This window comes from Kaistella pullorum (genome assembly GCF_014837035.1).
Classification (GTDB): Bacteria; Bacteroidota; Bacteroidia; order Flavobacteriales; family Weeksellaceae; genus Kaistella; species Kaistella rhinocerotis.
Map to the genome: position 1 here is coordinate 315,795 of NZ_JACSPS010000002.1, position 19,560 is coordinate 335,354.

A 19,560-nucleotide genomic window follows, 5' to 3' on the forward strand; every position below is an offset into this window, starting at 1 on the left:
GATAATCCTTATTTTTGCGCGAAAGTTCCAGCCAAATGAAAAACTACTATTATTTTCTCAGCGTAGAAGAAAATGCAGGCGATGAGGAAATAAGAAAGGCCTACCGCAAGCTTTCGGTGAAATACCATCCGGATAAAAACGAAAATGACGCTTTTTTCGCCAAACGTTTTATGGAAGTTCAGGAGGCGTACGATGTGCTGGGTGACAGCGAGAAAAGGCGAATCTACGATGAAAACCTGAGTCATCAGCAGCGCAGTTACCGGCCTACACTGCCGCCAGCAATCAAAAGTTTTTCTTCAAATAAGATCAGGGCACAAAAAGGGGAGGAGATCATCATCAAATGGCAGACAAACAATGCCGACATCGTAAAAATCATTCCTTTTGGGCTTGAAAAAGGGTATGGCGAACGTGCTTTTAAAATCACCGACTTCAAGAACGGCGAGTTTCAACTTTTGCTTCACGCAACCAATTCGCTTTTGAATAAAACGGTTGTCCGTGCGCTTACAATTACTGAAGTTTTCGAAAATGACTCAGAGAAGTTCCGGAATGAGGTGGAAGAACTTTTTAAACCCCAAAAACCTTCACGCACGAACCCTGGCGGTCAGCCAAAAATTATCCGGCTCGTGCTCGCGCTGGTTTTCGTACTTATCGCGGTTTTGCTACTCTACAAAACGTTTAATTCTTAAGAAAGTCAGGCTAATTTAAGGCGACCCGGACACTTTTTACAGCGTTTTCCTTTCTTAAATTTTTTGCAGCATTTCTTTTTATCACAAAACATTTCTTCATGTGAAGAAGAACTTGGCAGTGGTGCGACCTTAAAAGGGATGATGGGTGAAATCATGCCGCGAATATACAATAATTTAGAATAATTATAAATAAAGTCGTGTGTGTAAATATTGTTCACAGCCTGAAATTGTGGCTGTAAGTTTAAAGTTGTATTTTTACAACATTAGTTTTCACCAAAATTTACCCTTAATAATGAACACCACAAAGTTTGTAAATCGCCATGTTTCACGGGACGGGGCGGATCGTGATGCAATGCTGCAGCGTATTGGCGTTGCCGGAATTGATGAACTGATTTCCCAGACCATTCCAGATTCCATCCGTCTTGAGAAAGAACTTAATATTTCAGAGCCACTGTCAGAGTACGAAATGCTTGCGCATTCGAAAGAGCTGGCCTCAAAGAACGCGCAGTTTGATACCTACATTGGTTTCGGATATTTCAATACCATACTTCCGAGCCCTATACAGCGCAATATCCTTGAAAATCCTTCCTGGTACACGGCTTACACACCCTATCAGGCTGAAATTGCACAGGGTCGGCTGGAAGCCCTGCTGAATTTCCAAACTGTAGTTTGCGACCTCACAGGATTCGAACTTGCAAACGCCTCATTGTTGGATGAATCTACGGCAGCGGCCGAAGCCATGCACATGTTCTATGAATCCAGAAATAAAGACCAGAAAAAATCTGGTGCGGCTAAGTTTTTTGTTTCGGATATGGTCTTGCCACAAACACTCGCAGTACTGAAAACCAAAGCTGAAGGTCTTGGCATCGATGTTATAGTTGGTGATCATCAGACGCACGCATTCGATAATTCCTACTTTGGCGTTTTGCTGCAGTATCCGGGTAAAAACGGCGTGGTACACGATTATACGGAAAATATTAAAGAATACAAATCGCACAATCTTCAGGTTGCTGTGGCATGTGATCCGATCGCACTTGTAAAATTAAAGTCACCTGCAACAATGGGCGCTGACTGTGCCGTGGGAACTACGCAGCGTTTTGGTATCCCGATGGGTTACGGTGGGCCTCACGCGGCATTTTTTGCATGTAAGGAAGATTACAAACGCGATATTCCGGGAAGAATCATCGGTATATCTCAAGATGCAAACGGGAACAGAGCTCTTAGAATGGCGCTTCAGACCCGCGAACAGCATATCAAAAGAGAGCGTGCAACATCCAATATCTGTACTGCTCAGGTTTTATTGGCCGTAATGGCAGGTATGTATGCAGTTTATCATGGGCCGAAAGGTTTGGCTTTCATTGCCGAGCAGATTCATTTTAAAGCGAATGCGCTTCACGACGGACTAAAACTGTTAGGATACGACGTGGTAGAAGAGCCGATCTTTGATACCGTTAAATTCAGGATGAATGAAGAGGAGAAAAATTCGCTTCGTCAGCTTATGTCTGACCGTCATCAAATCAACCTCAATTATTTCAGCGACGGAGTGGTGAGCATCGCGATAGATGAAACAGCGACGGAGAAAAAACTGCAGGTTCTGTTTGATGCGTTTGCACAATTCAAGGAAAAGCAAAGTTTTAAACTTTCAATCAAAGAAGAGATGCAGATTCCGGCGAATTCACTGCGAACTGATGAAATCCTTACAGCTGAAGTTTTTAATAAATACCATACGGAGACTGAACTGATGCGCTATATCAAGCGTTTGGAAAGAAAAGATCTGTCCCTGACGCATTCTATGATTTCGCTTGGCTCCTGTACGATGAAACTGAATGCCGCAACACAAATGCTGCCGATCACGTGGCCGGAATGGGGTAATGTACATCCATTCGTGCCGACTGAACAGGCAGGTGGCTATCAGATGCTGATTAAAGAACTTGAAAAAGACCTTGCCGAAATCACCGGTTTTGCAGGCACTTCCCTTCAGCCAAACTCTGGTGCGCAGGGTGAATATGCAGGTTTAATGGTGATCCGCGAATATCACCACTCACGCGGCGACAAGCACCGGAACATTGTGCTGATACCGCAGTCTGCGCACGGAACCAATCCTGCCTCTGCAGTGATTGCCGGGATGAAAGTTGTGGTCGTGAAAAACCTTGCCAGCGGCGAAATTGACATCGAAGACTGGAAAGCGAAAGCAACGCAGCACGCGGAAAACCTTTCTGCCGCGATGATTACGTATCCTTCAACCTACGGTTTCTTTGATGAAAACATTAAGGAAATCATTAAAGTAGTTCACGATTTTGGCGGACAGGTTTACATGGACGGCGCGAATATGAACGCGCAGTGCGGCTACACCTCACCGGGTGCGATTGGTGCCGATGTGTGCCACCTGAATCTTCACAAAACATTTGCTATCCCTCATGGTGGCGGCGGACCTGGTGTAGGACCGATTTGTGTGGCTGAACATTTGGTGAAATTTTTACCATCTAATCCATTGATCAAAGTAGGTGCGAAAGAAGCGATCGCTGCGGTTTCTGCGGCACCTTACGGTTCTTCACTTGTTTTGAATATCTCTTACGCATACGTAAAAATGCTCGGTACAGCTGGTTTGAAGACCTCTACTGAACACGCGATACTGAATGCCAACTATCTAAAGGAAATCCTCGCTGAACATTTCCCGATTCTCTACGCGAATGCAAACGGACGGGTTGCCCATGAATGTATTGTAGATTTCCGTCAGTTCAAGGCTGTCGGTATTGAGGTGGCGGATGTAGCCAAACGACTTATGGATTATGGTTTCCACGCGCCTACAGTGAGTTTCCCGGTTGCAGGCACGCTGATGATCGAACCTACGGAATCTGAAAGCAAAGCAGAAATCGACCGTTTTGCTGAAGCACTTATTTCCATTAAAAAAGAAATCGATGAAATAGCTGACGGTACCGCAGATGCAACGAACAACGTGCTGAAAAACGCACCGCATACGGAGCAACTCGTGATTTCAGATTCATGGGACAAGCCATACGGGCGCGAAAAAGCAGCGTATCCGCTGGAGTGGGTTCGAGAGCATAAATTCTTCGCTTCTGTAGCGCGGGTTGACGAGGCCTTCGGAGACCGAAACCTGATCTGCACATGTGAGCCTATTGAGTCTTACATGTAAAACTTGAAATAATTAAATAAAAAAAATTCCCAGACTTAATAGTTTGGGAATTTCTTTTGGTTGAAAGTACAGAATGTTACTGCTTTACAAATTTCGAGGAGTAAGAAACACCTTTTGTATCGGTCACCGTGAGCACATAGGTTCCCGCCTTCAGGTTTTGAACGTTAATTTCACCAGCTGAATCTACAGAGCTGATTTTTTGTCCTACCAGGTTGTACACGGCAATGGCCGCTACTTTTTCTGTCGCCGGCAGCCGCACGTGAAGCACGTCTTTCACCGGGTTTGGATACACGCTTGCTTTTCCTTTCTTCACGGACGCAACTGCCATGTTTGCCTCATTGATCTTGATGTTATCATAGTATGCATCTCCACCAAAATTGTTGTGTAGCAATGTCATGCCGTTAATGTTCACTTTGCTGTTATTCGGTGCATCAAGCATCAACTCGTTATCCAGAAAGAATCTGATCGTTTCTTCTTTAATTTCAATTCTCACATTATACCATGTGTTGGTTTGCCACTTCTGTTCTGCATAGCTAAATCCTCCAAAGTTCAGTTCCGGATAAATATAGATAAAACCACGGTTTTCAAATCCTAATGCAAGTACGATATCATATTCTTGAGTTGCCTGGTTTATACTGTAAAGTGCAAATTCAAAGTCGGAGCCTAGCTGACTAGGCGAGTAGAAATCATAGGAAATTGTCGTATTTTGGTAATCAGATGGCGGTGAAATGGATTTTTCCGCACCAAAAATAGGGAACCACTGATCGGAATACTGCGGAACATGAGCGTTTTTAAAGGATTGCGTTCCACTTTTTGATACTTCATCCGTTACAATTTGATTAGTCAGCAGTCCGTCGCTGGTTTCGGTAACAGTCCAGCCATTTTGGTTATTGATATTCCCTAAGGAAAAGCCTTCGGAGCTTTCAAAGGTAATTGTCTGTTGTGCTGAAACTGTTGCGCAAGCCACCATGGCTGCAATAAAATAGATCTTCTTCATTAAAAAAATTTTTGCAATGATAACCAATATTGGCCTTAGATAAAAGGTTTGGACGGAAATCAAAACAATTTTGAAGAGCTATCAAAGTACGGTTTCAGAAAGCTAATAAAGCTTCTGGTCTTCTTCACAGAAAAAACTTCGCCGGTTCGTAGTTCCCGTATGTTTTTTTGTAATGGGTCCGCCGCATTTAGAACAAATTTTTTTCGTGTGTGCAAGCCAGTTTTTCTTCAGGACGTATTCTTTTTTCCATCGTAAAAAGTCGAAACTGTAATTTCTAGCTTCAAAAATCAAAGCGTTGAGTTTTTTCGGTGGTAAATTTCCGACCAGACTTTCAGGGTGCACACCGATCCTGAACAGAACTTCATTTTTGATGATATTGCCCACACCGGAAAATATGCTCTGATCGAGCAATACGTCGCAAACCATTTCTTTCGGAAGGATTTTGAGCTTCTTTTTTGCTTTTGCAGGCTTCCATTCATCACTTAACACGTCTGCCTGCCAATCGATTTCCTTTAAAATTTTCTTTTCTAAAACTTTCACCGAGCACGAATAGAAATAAAGGTCTCCGTTTTCAAATTTGAGATGCAGCCGAAGCTGTCGGTCAGGTTTTGTCTGTTCGTCCACCGAATAAGAACCGAAAAGAAGCAGATGGATACGGATCACCACATTATTCAATACCAAAAAAGACTGTTTGCCATATACGCGGTATTCCTTAAAAATGGACTTTGGAAGCAGGTTCATTTCTATTTTTGCATTTCCACTTGCGGACAGGATCTTTTGTCCACGGAATTTTTGCGCAGCTTCTTTCAGTATTAATATTGACGGACCTTCGGGCATGGTTCAGGGAGTTTGAAATCTGAAAGTCCAAATCTTAAACCATTTTAGGAAGCTGGATAATTAATGTATTTTTGGCGCATGGATTTAAACAGAATCTTCACCAACCAGCGTACTGGCAAAAGCGTGGCTACCGAAGCTTCGCGAACAGATTATCAGCGAGATTTTGACCGCATCATCTTTTCGGCGGCTTTCCGCAGACTTCAGAACAAGACGCAGGTTTTTCCGCTACCCGGCAGTGTTTTTGTGCACAACCGTCTCACGCATTCGCTGGAGGTTTCATCGGTTGGCCGAAGTCTTGGCAGTGCAGCCGGTGAATTTATCTTTAATAATTTCGGAAAGGAACTGTCACCCGAATCTCAAAGCTTTTATCAGCATAATCTTCAGAACGTGATAGCTGCGGCCTGTCTTTGCCATGATGTGGGTAATCCTGCGTTTGGACATTCTGGCGAAGACGCGATCGCGAGTTATTTCGAAAAGAATGAATCGGGTTTGAAAGAAAAATTCAGCCCCAAAGAGTGGGCAGATCTGGTCAATTTTGAAGGAAATGCGAACGCGATCCGGGTTTTAACGCATCAGCAAAACGGTAAGGACGATGGCGGAACGCAACTTACGCACAGCACGCTGGCGAGCATCGCCAAATATCCGTGCGAGGCTGTTGCTAAAGATAAAGCGAGTATTCACCGAAAGAAATTTGGGTTTTTCCAAAACGAAAAAGATACTTTTCTGCGCATTGCGGAATCTGTTCAGATGCTGCAGGACGCTGATGAGCCAACGGCATTCCGCCGACATCCGTTCGTTTGGCTTGTAGAAGCGGCCGATGATATCTGCTACAACATCATCGACATGGAAGATGCACACCGCCTGGGCATTGTCTCCACCAGCGACTGCGAAAATCTCTTCTTTGAACTCATAAAATCAGAAAACAAAAGTACAGGCAGGGTAGAAGATAAGCTTGCGGCTCTCGGCAATGCCAACGAGAGGATCTCCTATCTGCGTGCAAAAGTGATCAATGCACTCATCAACAAATCGATAGCGCTTTACGAAAGTAATTTTGAATCGATCTTAAATGGTTCTTTAAACAGGTCGCTGCTCGATATTTATAAGGACGGAAACCGCTCTCTGCAGGAAATCGAAAGTTTTTCGAGAGAGAAAATCTACAATCATAAAGCCGTTGTAGAGATTGAAAATGCCGGCTACAACGTGATGTATGAACTTTTAGACCATTTTATTCCGCCAATTCTGAAGACTGCCGACAAACGTAAATCCTACGATAAGATGGCTCTGAAACTTCTTCCGCATCAGTTTCTGTACGAAAACGGAACCGATTACCAGAAGATCCTGGGTGTGGTAGATTTCGTGTCGGGCATGACCGATAATTTTGCGACCGATATTTACCGCAAAATCAAAGGGATCGAAATTGGCATGACGATGTAGGTCAAATCCCGAAATTGGCAAGCCAGCGGTCGATAAAACCGCGGCCGTTTTCGAACATTATTCCACGAACAATAGTCTTTAGCTCTGCGGTAGGTTTCTTTGAGAGCACGCATTTACCGCCGTTTTCTTTTACGTAAGCCTCTTCCGCTACTGCCAGCCATTTGATCAGGTTGGCTTCCAGTTCATCGAGCGAGGTGACTTGCGGTGATACTTTCAGCGGTTCTATCAGTCCGTCAAAATCGCTGCCGATACAGATGTGTTTCCACGGCTCGCCGATTTCCGTTCGGAGCAAAGCTACCTGAATGATATGGATGATATTGAAACAGAAAGCCAGCGGATGCCGGTCTTCTTTTGTTGGTATCAGCCAGCTTTCATTCTCAGAAATCATTGATTCCAGATTGTTGGTCGGCAGATTCTTTACGGTGATCTGTGGAAAATGCGTCTGGAAATCGGCTGTACTTAAATATTCATTGTCACTTGTAAGTTGAATGCCAAATTCCGATTGGAAACCTAAGATACGCACATCGAGGCTGATGCCGATAAGCCCGTTACTATTTAGGATTTCTGTGATGTCTTCATCCATCAAATTAATTGACCACGCATTGAAACTGAAATCATTATTGACGAACGAACCCCATTTGCCACAATTTTTGCGCTGCATCTCGATTGAAACGGCGCGTGCACCCTCAAAGTTGTAAACCGTGCAGGAATCGCGTTTCAGGGCATTTTTCCATTCGTTATAAGTATATCCGGTAACACCGACGTGAGAAGCGATGATCGGTATCTTTTCGTAAGCCGGATTTTTCTCAAGTAATGTTTTACGGTAACTGTAATAATCCTGTCTGGACTTTAAACCCAAATGTTTCATATCTATGAGAATAGGCCGGTGTTCGCCCTTATGGTTGCGCATGCTGTAACAGGTGCTTATCACTTCCAGGCCCAGATTGGTAATTCCATTTCCGAAAGGGTAAAAAGACGGATGTCTCAGCATTTTCATTCCGAACGCGTGCGTTGCGAGAAACTGTTCGTTGATGTGCGTGAGATGGGTGAGTGTGAGGTACAGCAGATCCATTTTTTCGCGTGCGAGACTTTTATAGAAGCGTTCAAAATTTCTTGCCGGGTTTTGGCTATAATTGTCTGGCAATGGATCATTGCTGCTATCTGTTATTATCTCGCGCCACAGACTGTCCGCAACTTTGGAAAGTTTTAGGGTTTTCTGTATATCGATAAATCTGTCAGGAACAAAATCGGTTTTCAAAGGATTCCCGATCATCAGCTTGCTGAAATTATGCGATCCTTCAAGGCTTAAGATAATGTTGAGTTTTTTTGGCGCCGATTTATTCCCTACATTTCTGGACAGAATGCTGACCTGGCTTTCGGGCATGTCACGAAGCTGCTTGTAAAGATTCAGTTCCATCAGCATCAGGCGGTAATAGGAGATTTCACCGCTGCGTACTTTTTCAAAAAATGTTTTATCGAGCGGATTAGAGAATTTGCTTTTCAGGATGTTGCTGAAAAATCCACGGCTGTCCGCAAAGCCATATTCAAGATTGACTATGGACGCAACGGCAAAATGCAGATTCCCCTGCAGGCACTGGCTCACACTGCTTTGGCTTTTAAGAATGTGAATGAAAAGCTCATCAAGCAGATTGGTGACCGCATTAGACATGCGTACCGGCTGTGCAAGGTCATCGAATTTTTTCTGTGGCAAAGGCACGAGTGTGTCATATTTACTCAGAAAATTTTTAAAAAGCGGATGCAGGTGCAGGTCAAAATATTTCTGTTTCATGGCTAATTGTGTTTGTAGCTGTCAAAATACATTTTGAGGATTTTCTCAGAATCTGCACGTGCGGTGATGCTTTCAGACTCAAATATGCTGGACGTGGTGTTGCCGGTCATTGCCGAAAGGGCGATCCGCGAACGTTCGGTAAGTTCAAACTCCGAAAAACTCTCGTGAGTTAGATTTGTCTTGCGCAGTGCTGTTTTCCAGAGGAAGTGTATGCCCTCACGGACGCCGAGATCCCACTCCTGCCTGGTGTCGTTTCGGTACGCATATGTACTTTGGTCGATTTCCGGCAATGCGGTGGAGAGTAGTGCCGGGATATTCAGGATGCCGGCTCCATAATTCTCACTATCCCAAGTTGCGGGTTTGGAAACCGATTGTTTTAGGCAACACCGGAAAGCTTCCACAATCTGCCACGGGAAACGGTATTTCTCCATAAGTTTGTCGTGGTGCACTGCTTTCCAGAGCGCCGCAGCCGCAGCAACATGTGGCGTGGCATAACTTGTTCCGCTGCCGTACACCATAATTTCGTTATATTTTTCGTCAATCGAAGGCACATAAACGTCTTCACCGGGCGCTGAAATGTCAACTTCGCTGCCGTAGCTGCTGCCACGCCAGGGCTTCTGGTTCGGATTGATTGCGGCGACGGCAATCGTTCCCGGATAAAGTGCGGGCGAAACTACCATTTCCACTTCATTGCCGGCTGCACAAACCCAAATGACACCGTTGTCGTAAGCGGCTTTCGCAGCTTCAGCCAACATCGGCCGCGGGTAACTTCCCATACACATGAACATGATGTCTGCGTTGGTATTGATCGCCTGGTTTACGGCATCTACCACGTTTTTTCCACGGCTTATCAGAACTACGGATTCTGAAACACGGTACGGAATGATGCTCAGCAATGGATTTTTTTCAGCATCACAAAGGATTCCGTAGTTGCCGTCATTTTTGTAGATGTCTTTCATTTCGCCCCCGGTGATGATGCTGGCGGTTCTGGTGCCATGACCAGGATGCCGTAGGAAACCGTTCCGTGTGACATCGCGCGCATCTGAACCATCGATGAAGTCCTCATCACAGTTCAGATTAAAACGGCCTTTTATTTTCGCGTGGTCGGTATAGCCCGTATCAAGCTGTACGAGCTGTATGTTCTTTAAATTATTAAGTATTTCTGAGGCGAGGTCATCGGTGTTTTCAGCCTCTGTGGCATTATCTGCCGGTGAACCGCCACGGTTTTTTTTAATTAATGATACTACGTCCGTCGGTTGTCCCGGTATCAGATCCAAGCCTACGGCAGTCCGGTTCCATATTCTTTGGCGCAACTCATCAGCATCGTCTAAATTAAAATACGTGGACGCGCTCCATTTGCTTTTAAAATCATCCTGCCGGCCCACCGCATGGCTTGTTTTCATACTTTCAAGCATATCAGATTCCGTAAGCCGACCGTAACTATCGGTTCTTATTTGAAGGTCCGTTTCCATTTCCAGATCCGGCGTGGCGGTTTTTATTTGCGGTAATGCTTCGAGTTTGGCCGCCATTTCCCAGGGATTCAGGTGTGAGCGCAGGGTGATGTAGTGCATGGCTTTTTGAGAAGGAATGGTAGACATCGGAAAAAGTGGTTCAGATGTCATGATTTCAGCAACCAGTGCTTTATAGTTATATCTCCAGTCATCCTGCATAATAACTATATTTGAAAGCTCGATTTCAAAATATTGGAGAGGTGCATCCACATTCAGGGTATTGTTTTGAATCTTGTTGATGGCCTCATTTACGACGTTTTGCTTTGAATTATTCATTACATGGGCTGGTATTTGGGTGGAGTTTGAATCTTTCTGATCATCAGACCTGTCTGTTATCCTGCCAAAAATTGAATTTTTAAAAGCATTCATTTCGTCCGGAAGCACGGCATTCTTTATTGCGCGAATCAATGAACTTACACGCACACCTTCGTTCCCAAGCCAGTCTATGGTTTCATCTGCATCGCCCTCACTGTACACACCGCCATCTTTCCGAAGCCACTGTCCCTGCTGGTTTTTGTTCGGAATACTGCTGTGATGAAGCGCCACCACCTCGCCGGTTCCAAGTCCAATGACGGCCGCACCGGAAGAGCCCGGCAATGTATCTGACTCATAAATCAAAAAGTCATCTTTCAGCGTGAGCATCCGGATGTCTTTCATCACCGTCTTCTTATAGTCGCCTTTTGGATGTTGTATGATGACACAGTTTTCGCCTTCGATAATTTTACCTGCATTCTCGTCGAGTACCGTGTGCGGAATCTCAGCGATGTTCTTGCCTTCTTTTGACTTTTCAGATACTGCCACGATTGTAAAATCCAGTCCGCTGTCAGGTTTACCGGTTTCAACCTTAAAAGGGGACGTAAAAAAGAGTTTTTCCGGCACAAAACCGAATGTCTGCGTTTTTTTGGATTCGTTCCTGTCATCAAGTTCATAATAAAACTGAACCACAGAATTTTTCGCGGTTTCGGCATCGCCGAAAACATGGTTGTTGGTAATCAAAATTCCCGGTGCAATTAGAAATCCCGTACCATACCCTGAATTGCCGTAGCGTGTCTTGATGGTGATGCGGCCCACAGATTCTGAAATTTTCAAAATTTTATACAATACCTGGATGTCCTGAAAGTTCGGCACACCATTGATCCGTTCCAGCGCGGCAGAGATCGGCATGTTTTCACGAGCGATTCGTTTGGAGAGACGGTCGCTGTCTGTCTGGATCTCGGTAAGCGTAGCTTCGCCGAGACGGTTGTGTTGGATCCCTCTTTTCACAGCATCGATCTGCTCACTGGCATCGCGGAAGCGTTCGAAGGAAATATCATTGATTAATTTCTGCATGGCCATTATTTAAAACTTAAATTTAAAAAACAGGGCAAAGTTTTCCGGTTGCGGACGGATCTTGAAATCGGGTAGGGTGCCGACAAAAGGGATGAGTTAAGGTACCTCACCGCCGTTATTGCAGCATAACAAAGCGTAGTGACTACGTAGACGTAAAAGTTTCAGGGAAAGGCAGATTCATCATTTTTGTGTTCGGATTATTAGTTTAATCAAATATACTAATTATTTAAAATACAGTGCACTATGGAATTATTTTAATGGGATTGACTTGCGGACTGGCATTTTTAGACAAAAAAACATTATCTTTATAGAAATCTACTTTTTACTATTATTAATCAATCATAACCATCAAAAATTAAACAATGGCAATTTTAGGCTTTCTTATTTTTCTGGGACTCATCGTCCTTTTTGCCTCCTTTTTCACGGTGAAGCAGGCTACAGCTGCAATCGTGGAAAGACTTGGTAAGTTTCACTCAGTGCGCCATGCCGGTTTGCACCTAAAAATCCCGTTTATCGACCAGGTTGCGAAACGGATGAATCTCAGAATCCAGCAACTCGACGTGATCATCGATACAAAAACACTCGATAACGTATTCATCAGGATGAAGGTTTCTGTACAATATCAGGTCATCAAAGAGCAGGTGGCAGATTCATTCTACAAACTCGAAAATCCGGAAAACCAGATTACTTCCTACGTTTTCGATGTGGTGCGTGCGGAAGTTCCGAAGCTAAAACTGGATGACGTTTTCGTACGTAAAGACGATATCGCAATCGCCGTTAAAGGTGAGCTGCAGGACGCGATGCAAAGTTACGGGTACGACATCATCAAAGCCCTGGTAACGGATATTGATCCGGATGAGCAGGTGAAACATGCGATGAACCGGATCAATGCTGCCGAGCGTGAAAAAACGGCCGCTGAATACGAGTCTGAAGCACAGAAAATCCGTATCGTAGCTGTGGCGAAAGCTGAGGCTGAATCTAAAAAACTTCAGGGTATGGGTATCGCCGACCAGCGTCGCGAAATCGCCAAAGGTCTTGAAGAATCTGTGAAAATGCTGAACGAAGCGGGCATCAGTTCGCAGGAAGCTTCTGCCCTGATCGTGGTTACACAGCATTACGACACCCTGCATTCCATCGGTGCGAACAACCGAAGCAATTTGGTTTTGCTGCCTAATTCACCTAGCGCTGCAAGTTCTATGCTGAATGACCTGGTGGTTTCTATGGCTGCGACGCAAAAAATGGAAGAAACGGGCAAAGGCGATTATCCGCCGCCAACCGGTAAGCATTTGCATTAAAAAAAACAAAATCCCGAAAATATTTTTCGGGATTTTTTGTTGATAACAGTCAGCGATTTAATGCCTGATTAGACCTAAAGTTTCCTTAGTTTTAGCAAAAAATAATTTAAATGAAAAAAATCAATTTTCTTGGGCTGATTGCCCTTTTCTTTATTCTGATATCCTGCCAGGTTCAGGTTCCTATGAGCGCTGAGTATTTCTCAAAACCGTCCAGAATAGGATTATTTGTAAATGTTACAGAACCGCAAAAGTACCGCGAAGGATCTCAGGGCCTTCTGGATATGGCAGTGACTTCCGGTGATAAGTACCAGCCGCTGCTTGACCTTGCAAAAACGAATTTGGACCCTAAGCAGGACCTGATTAATATTTATTCGGAGCTTCTACGTGCGAAAGGAAAGGAAGTGGTGATCATTACTGATGCCTTTGATCCTAAAACCGCTGAAAAATACAAAGGTGACAAAATTGAAGGCAAAAAGTATTCGAACTATGATTTCCGCTACCTTAAGGCTAAATATAATATTGATGAAGTAAATTACGTGAACGTTGGTTGGGGAGTGATGATCAGCTATTACAGTATGATTGAGACCGGCCGCGCGGGTTATACATATATTGATAACAGAATCGTAAACCTTTCCGACAATACGCTTTATTTTGCGAATGACAATGTGAAAACCGCCATTATCAAAGGAAAATGGAATACGCTGCCCAACTATGAAAATGCAATCTCGAAAATTTCTGAAGCACTAAACAGTGCAAAAGAGACCGAAAAAGAATTATATAAATAGTAGCAACATAAAACTCCCGCAAGGGAGTTTTTTTATAACTTAAATTTTTCTTTTCCCGTGATCAGTTCATAAGACATCCTGAAATCTGAGATGAGTGTCCACATCGGATAACTGTAAAAAGTTGGCCGGTTTCGCTCAAAGATAAAATGGCTTAGCAGTGGCAAACCATATCCTACGATCGGGATATACCACAAAAACCGTTCTTTACCGGTTGAAATCACATAAGCCAATACAAACAGTATGACAAGTATTCCCACAAAGTGTAAGATGCGCGTACCGACCTTTCGGTGCTCTGCCAGGTAGTACGTGTAAAATTCTGAATAGGTTTGGATCCGCTCTTTCATTTAATATTTAATCTAAATCCCCATTGAGTTCTTTGTTCAGTTTGCTGTTCTTGAACCCGTAAGAGAAATAAATAATCATACCAATCGCAAACCAAAGCAGGAACCAAAACCAGTTGTTGTGGCTCATCCCTGTAAGCAGATAAAGGCATGAACTGAGGCCCATGAGCGGAATTAAGGATAAATTCCGTGCAAAGGCCATCACGCAGAGTACGAGATTTATTAAGATGAAGAAGGTTACAGACACGCGGAACTCACCTTCATTTACGTCATTCCAATCGAGCAGGTTTTGAAAGAAAGCCGGTTGCCAGAAGTAGAAAAACGCCAGGCCGCCGAGGAAAAATACCGGAAAAATAAAGCGCGCATTGATGTACGGCAAATGAAATCTTCCTTTCAGTTTTTCCTTGGCCGGAAGCAACAGTACACCGCCGCAAACAAGCACAAAGGCGAAGATCGTCCCGATGCTGGTGAAATCAAGTATGAATGATTTGTCAGTAAAAAGGATCGGAACACCCACTACGAGACCGGTAATGATGGTAGCGAAGGACGGTGTTTTGTGTTTTGGATGAATTTCCATGAATTTTTTCGGCATCAGTCCGTCACGGCTCATTGCATACCAGATTCGGGGCTGGCCCATCTGGAAAACCAATAAAACCGTCGTGATTGCTACTATCGCTCCGAGTGAAACTACAAATTCCATCCACGGAATATTGGCATTAGAAGTTTCAAATATAAAGGAAAGCGGGTCTCCCACACCGTCAAACCTGCGGTAATCAATCATTCCGGTGAGAACGAGTGTAAGAATGATATAAATTATGGTGCAGAAAACGAGTGAGAAGATCATTCCGCGTGGCAGATTTTTCTGCGGATTCTTGGTTTCTTCAGAAAGTACACTCAATGCATCAAACCCGATATAGGCAAAGAAAACACCCGAAACTGCACTCATCACGCCGGAGAAGCCGGTCGGCATGAAGGATGATTCACCGGTTACCGCGCTTACCGGAAACCAGTTGTCTGTATTGATATACGCGATACCCACAGCAATTACAAGTAGAATGATAAACAGTTTCAGTAGTACGAAAATGTTGTTGAAATTTTTCGATTCTTTTACGCCCACATAGCAAAGCCACGTAATCAAACCGTTGATGACCAGTGCGGGCAAATCAAAGATGATCTTAAGGTTTCCTACCAACGGTGCAGTAGTCCAGGCATTCAGAAGTTCCTTGTTTTCAGAACCTGCGAGGAAAGCTTTTTTAGCTTCAGTGTAGCTGCAGCTCAGATAATCGGGGATATGAATGCCGATACGTTCCATAAAACTCGTGAAATAATCACTCCAGGAAAATGCGACGTAAATATTTCCAAATGAATATTCCATAATCAGTGCCCAACCGATGATCCAGGCAATCAACTCACCAAAACTGGCGTAGGCATAAGTATAGGCAGAACCCGCTGTTGGGATTCTGCTTGCAAATTCGGCGTAGCAAAGTGCGGTAAATCCACACGCGAAGCCGCAGATCAGATACAGAATGATGACACCCGGGCCGCCCCTGAAAATGGCTTCGCCCAAGCTGCTGAAACTGCCCGCACCGATGATTGCCGCTATGCCGAAAAATACGATATCCCAAACACCCAAAACGCGGAGAAGGCCCGAGGGCTGGTCACTTTCGTTGTAGTGCTTTCTTCTGAAAAGCTGATTCATACTCAAGTTTGTTTTTGACAAATTTAGCAGAAAAATTAAGAAAGTGTTAAAAATTATTAAAACCGCCATACGAAAAAGCGCAGCGACGCGGTTTTTAAATAAAACAGTATTTTTGGTCAAATTTCTATTGATGAAGAAAATTTATACAGTACTGATCGCGTTTTGCAGCGTGTTGGGGTATGCGCAGTCTGTAAGTCTGTACACGCCGCCTTCCGGTCCTGCATATGGCGCTGAGCAGTACTTTTGCACGGGAGAGAAATTTAATCTGAAGGTGGATGCAGTAGCCACTTCAACGGGCGATTATTCTATTACTCAGCCACACATAACGATAACACCGCCAGCGAACAATATACCTTTCAGCAATAAGGTTGGAAATGATCATTTCAGCCGGCCGATTCCGATACCTTTTACATTTGAATTTTACGGTAAGCAGTATACAGAGCTCGTGGTGGGTTCTAATGGCAGGCTGCTTTTCGGATCCGGAACCGACTTCGCCAACCTTCACACCAGCCGGTATGTAGACAAAATGCATTCTGGTAACGATGCCACTTCAACGAACATCAAAATTCCGAATGACGCTTATAATCAGATTGATTCCAATGACTTTACGCGATCGCTCAATTTCGCGCAGATCTTCTTTGGATATACAGATATCGGATATTATGACCCGAACTATTATGACAAGTTAAAATACGGCAACGTAACTTATAATGGTGTGGCGGGTCTCAGCATCAGTTTTGACAAGGTGCTGGAGAGAACTGCGGCTGGCGGTTACAGCGCGACTATTACGAGCCAAGTGGTGATATTTGCGGATAATAGCATCATCATCAGAGTAGTGAAAGCAGATTCCTCTAAAAATGCCATTATCGGCGTGCAGAATGAGGATGGAAAGCTTGGCCGATGGCCGCCGGATTCAGGACCCACGTCACCATATAACAACGGAAAATGGAGTGATAACGGCGCCAAATCCTGGGTTCTTACACCGTCACAGAACCTTACGCCTCAATTTAAATGGTTCCGGAATGGTGTTCAAATCCCGGGCGAAAACGGCGATACTTTAAATAATTTCACGCCGAATGCAGGCGATATCCTCAGAATTGACGTCACCTATCATGATCCCAGCGGTACGCAGGTGGGTGCTGTGGCATCGGATCAGGTGAAATTCAATCTACTGCAAAACCCGCAGATTTCCGCACCAAATTATGCAGCTGGTTGTGGCAGCCCTGCGGAACTTCACGTCATAAGTCCGGACCCGAATCTCGTATACGAATGGCGCTCTGATACTGATGCGGGTTTCAGCCAAACCGGCACCAGCATTCTGGTCGGAAACGGTAGCTATTATGTTCAGGTGAGGAATACAGCCGGCACGTGTATTGTAAAATCTGCGAGCCAGGTTGTGAATATCTCTTCAAGTCTGCCGACATTCGTCCACGATGACCAAACGCTTAAATTCTGTGATAATGCAGACCAACCATCGCGTGTTTTTGATCTTGCCACGGTCACCGGATATCCTATTGGCAGCGATTATACCATCGAATATTTCGAAGCCGGATCTTCAACACCGATTACAACGGCCACTGTGCTTTCCGGTCAAACCAAACTTTTCAGGATTAAAGTAACCACGAATGCCGGCGTAAGTCCTTTTTGTACTTTCACTAAAAATTTCAGCATCGCCTACCTGTCTTTTCCGCCAAACAATAAAACCTATACAACTTCAAAACTTTGTGATGATGTAAGTTCTTATACAGCCGCGCAGTTTAAAGCTGAATTTTTCACCGCTTCCACATTTCAGATTCAGTTTTCGACGGACGGCACTACTTTTAGTCCATCACCGGTCAATCCACAGACAAACGTAAGTGTTTGGGTTAAAATTACCGACCCAAATTTCACCTGCCAAAGCATCGTGAAGTTGAATTTTGATTTTCATCCGCCGGTTCAGGCGAATACACCGACAACGCAACTTCCGCCCCAATGCGCAAATGGTACCGAAACCTTTGATCTGGCCTCGCTGATTCCGGAAATCAACGCAGATCCGAATGTTACTGTAAGTTTCCATCGGAGTTTACAGGATGCGCAATCGGGTAACAGTCCTGTTTCCCTCAATTTTCGTGGCGGTATAGGAACTACGACTTTGTACATTAGAGTAGTTAATAATGTGACGGGATGTGTTGCCCAAAACAATCCCGATATTTCTTTTTTGGTATACAGCAAACCTACATTGCTTAAAAGTAATGTCTCGCTTACAAACTGTCAGGGAAATACGGTTTTCGATCTGACGCAGAACGTTTCGGATCTTGTAAATGCGGATCCTGCGGTGACGGTAACGCTGCAGTATTATAGTCCTTCCGGCGCCTTACTTACCGCGGCGCAGGTTGCAGCCTACGATGAATCAGTTTATGGCGCGGCTCCATACATTAAGGTTGTGTACAATCCCACTTGCAGTGACGTGGTGAGTTTTAATTTAAATTATAATCCGAAACCTGTATCGCTCATTTCCCAAATCCCGGTTTGTGGCGAGACCACCTATGCATTGCAGGATTTGAAAGATAAAGCCATCGCGAATGAATCACAGTACACTTTCACCGATGAATTTGGCAATCCGCTTCCGAACAGTTTTAATTTGGCTACACTGCCGCTGACCGTGCGTTTCTATATTAAAAACAACAGCACCGGTTGCGTCTCAGATCTTCAGTCCATCACTTTTGCACAGGGAACGCCCACGGCAATTTTGAGCAATGGAACCGATTACGAATTATGTGACGAAGACTTTGATGGCAAGACTTCATTCAGTTTAGATTCAAAGAAAGCGGTTTTTTCAGGGGATCCTGCAGCGGTATTTGAATATTTTAAAGATGCTGCATTCACCGAAAAGATTCCGTCGAATTACAGTAATGCAACTCCATTTGCGCAGACTGTGTATGTGCGGATCACTTCTCCCGGCCAGTGTCCGGTATCGGCTAAGATCAATTTAAAGGTGAAGACGCCGGTGCGTTCCAGCACTTTGGTTGATAAATATTTCATCTGTTATGGTGAAACTTTAGCCATTGATGCGGGTTCTGAAAACAGCATTTTCAGCTGGAGCGACGGCCAAACTGCCCAAGTTGCCCATTTCACAGCGCCCGGAACTTATTCGGTTGTGCTTAAAAACGGCCCGAATGGCTGTCCGTACACGCACAGTTTCATCATTTCAGATGAAAACCAACCAAAAATCGAGGTGGTAAACCAAACTTCAAACTCAATTGAGGTAGTAGCAAGCGGTGGTGCGCCGCCGTACCAATACTATTTTAACGGCATTCAGCAACCTTCGAATATTTTGATGAATCCTACGGAGCCGTATTATGAAATCCAGGTACAGTCTGCCACAGGTTGTTTTGGGCCTCCAAAAACGGTTTATTTCATCAAGATCCATAACGCGTTCACGCCGAACGGCGACGGAAAAAATGACGTTTGGAAGATTGAGAACCTCGATAAAATGGAGAATGTTTCGCTGGTAATCGTCGACCGTTTTGGAAACAAAGTCTTCGAATCCCAAAATAAAGACAAAGTGGAGTGGGACGGTACCTCGGGCGGCCGAAAAGTACCTTCGTCTACCTATTGGTACACGCTCACTTTCTACGACGCAGTGACGCAGAAAGCCGAGCAGCGCCAGGGCTGGATTTTACTTAAAAACAGAAACTGATTTAGCCGCGCTACTTTTTAGCAG

General features: G+C 44.4%; 12 protein-coding genes. 6 read left to right on the plus strand and 6 right to left on the minus strand.

Annotated features, from left to right (window positions below):
* The first annotated feature begins 35 nt into the window (after positions 1–35).
* Both H9628_RS05950 and gcvP read left to right on the plus strand, forming a co-directional pair.
* A complete protein-coding gene (locus tag H9628_RS05950) occupies positions 36–686 on the plus strand; it encodes a J domain-containing protein (RefSeq protein WP_251833206.1) in 651 nt (216 codons plus the stop codon).
* A gap of 292 nt (positions 687–978) precedes the next feature.
* Positions 979–3,840, plus strand: coding sequence for an aminomethyl-transferring glycine dehydrogenase (gcvP, locus tag H9628_RS05955; RefSeq protein ID WP_251833207.1), 2,862 nt, complete (start codon positions 979–981; stop codon positions 3,838–3,840).
* Between the two features lie 76 nt (positions 3,841–3,916).
* On the opposite strand, the gene H9628_RS05960 is transcribed toward gcvP, so the two are convergent.
* The gene (locus tag H9628_RS05960; RefSeq protein ID WP_251833208.1) at positions 3,917–4,837 is read right to left on the minus strand and encodes a T9SS type A sorting domain-containing protein; all 921 of its coding nucleotides are present in this window, start codon (positions 4,835–4,837) and stop codon (positions 3,917–3,919) included.
* Between the two features lie 102 nt (positions 4,838–4,939).
* The gene (locus H9628_RS05965; RefSeq protein WP_251833209.1) at positions 4,940–5,674 is read right to left on the minus strand and encodes an endonuclease; all 735 of its coding nucleotides are present in this window, start codon (positions 5,672–5,674) and stop codon (positions 4,940–4,942) included.
* A 78-nt stretch (positions 5,675–5,752) separates the two neighbouring features.
* Between H9628_RS05965 and dgt the strand changes: the two genes are divergently transcribed.
* The gene (gene dgt / locus H9628_RS05970; RefSeq protein ID WP_251833210.1) at positions 5,753–7,108 is read left to right on the plus strand and encodes a dGTP triphosphohydrolase; all 1,356 of its coding nucleotides are present in this window, start codon (positions 5,753–5,755) and stop codon (positions 7,106–7,108) included.
* A 1-nt stretch (position 7,109) separates the two neighbouring features.
* On the opposite strand, the gene H9628_RS05975 is transcribed toward dgt, so the two are convergent.
* Positions 7,110–8,897 (minus strand): amidohydrolase family protein, encoded by a 1,788-nt coding sequence (locus H9628_RS05975; RefSeq protein ID WP_251833211.1) that lies wholly within the window; start codon positions 8,895–8,897, stop codon positions 7,110–7,112.
* Between the two features lie 2 nt (positions 8,898–8,899).
* Entirely contained in the window at positions 8,900–11,737 is a 2,838-nt protein-coding gene (locus H9628_RS05980; RefSeq protein WP_251833212.1) for a S8 family serine peptidase, read from the minus strand.
* Positions 11,738–12,099: 362 nt separating this feature from the next.
* On the opposite strand from H9628_RS05980, the gene H9628_RS05985 reads away from it, so the two are divergent.
* Positions 12,100–13,032 (plus strand): SPFH domain-containing protein, encoded by a 933-nt coding sequence (locus H9628_RS05985; protein WP_251833213.1) that lies wholly within the window; start codon positions 12,100–12,102, stop codon positions 13,030–13,032.
* A 110-nt stretch (positions 13,033–13,142) separates the two neighbouring features.
* Positions 13,143–13,817, plus strand: coding sequence for a hypothetical protein (locus H9628_RS05990; protein WP_251833214.1), 675 nt, complete (start codon positions 13,143–13,145; stop codon positions 13,815–13,817).
* 32 nt (positions 13,818–13,849) lie between these two features.
* Here H9628_RS05990 and H9628_RS05995 read toward each other — a convergent pair whose 3' ends face one another.
* Positions 13,850–14,161, minus strand: a complete 312-nt coding sequence (locus tag H9628_RS05995) for a DUF962 domain-containing protein (protein WP_251833215.1) — start codon at positions 14,159–14,161, stop codon at positions 13,850–13,852.
* A 7-nt stretch (positions 14,162–14,168) separates the two neighbouring features.
* Positions 14,169–15,857, minus strand: a complete 1,689-nt coding sequence (locus H9628_RS06000) for an amino acid permease (RefSeq protein WP_251833216.1) — start codon at positions 15,855–15,857, stop codon at positions 14,169–14,171.
* Between the two features lie 130 nt (positions 15,858–15,987).
* On the opposite strand from H9628_RS06000, the gene H9628_RS06005 reads away from it, so the two are divergent.
* Positions 15,988–19,536, plus strand: a complete 3,549-nt coding sequence (locus H9628_RS06005; protein WP_251833217.1) for a T9SS type B sorting domain-containing protein — start codon at positions 15,988–15,990, stop codon at positions 19,534–19,536.
* The last annotated feature ends 24 nt before the right edge of the window (positions 19,537–19,560 follow it).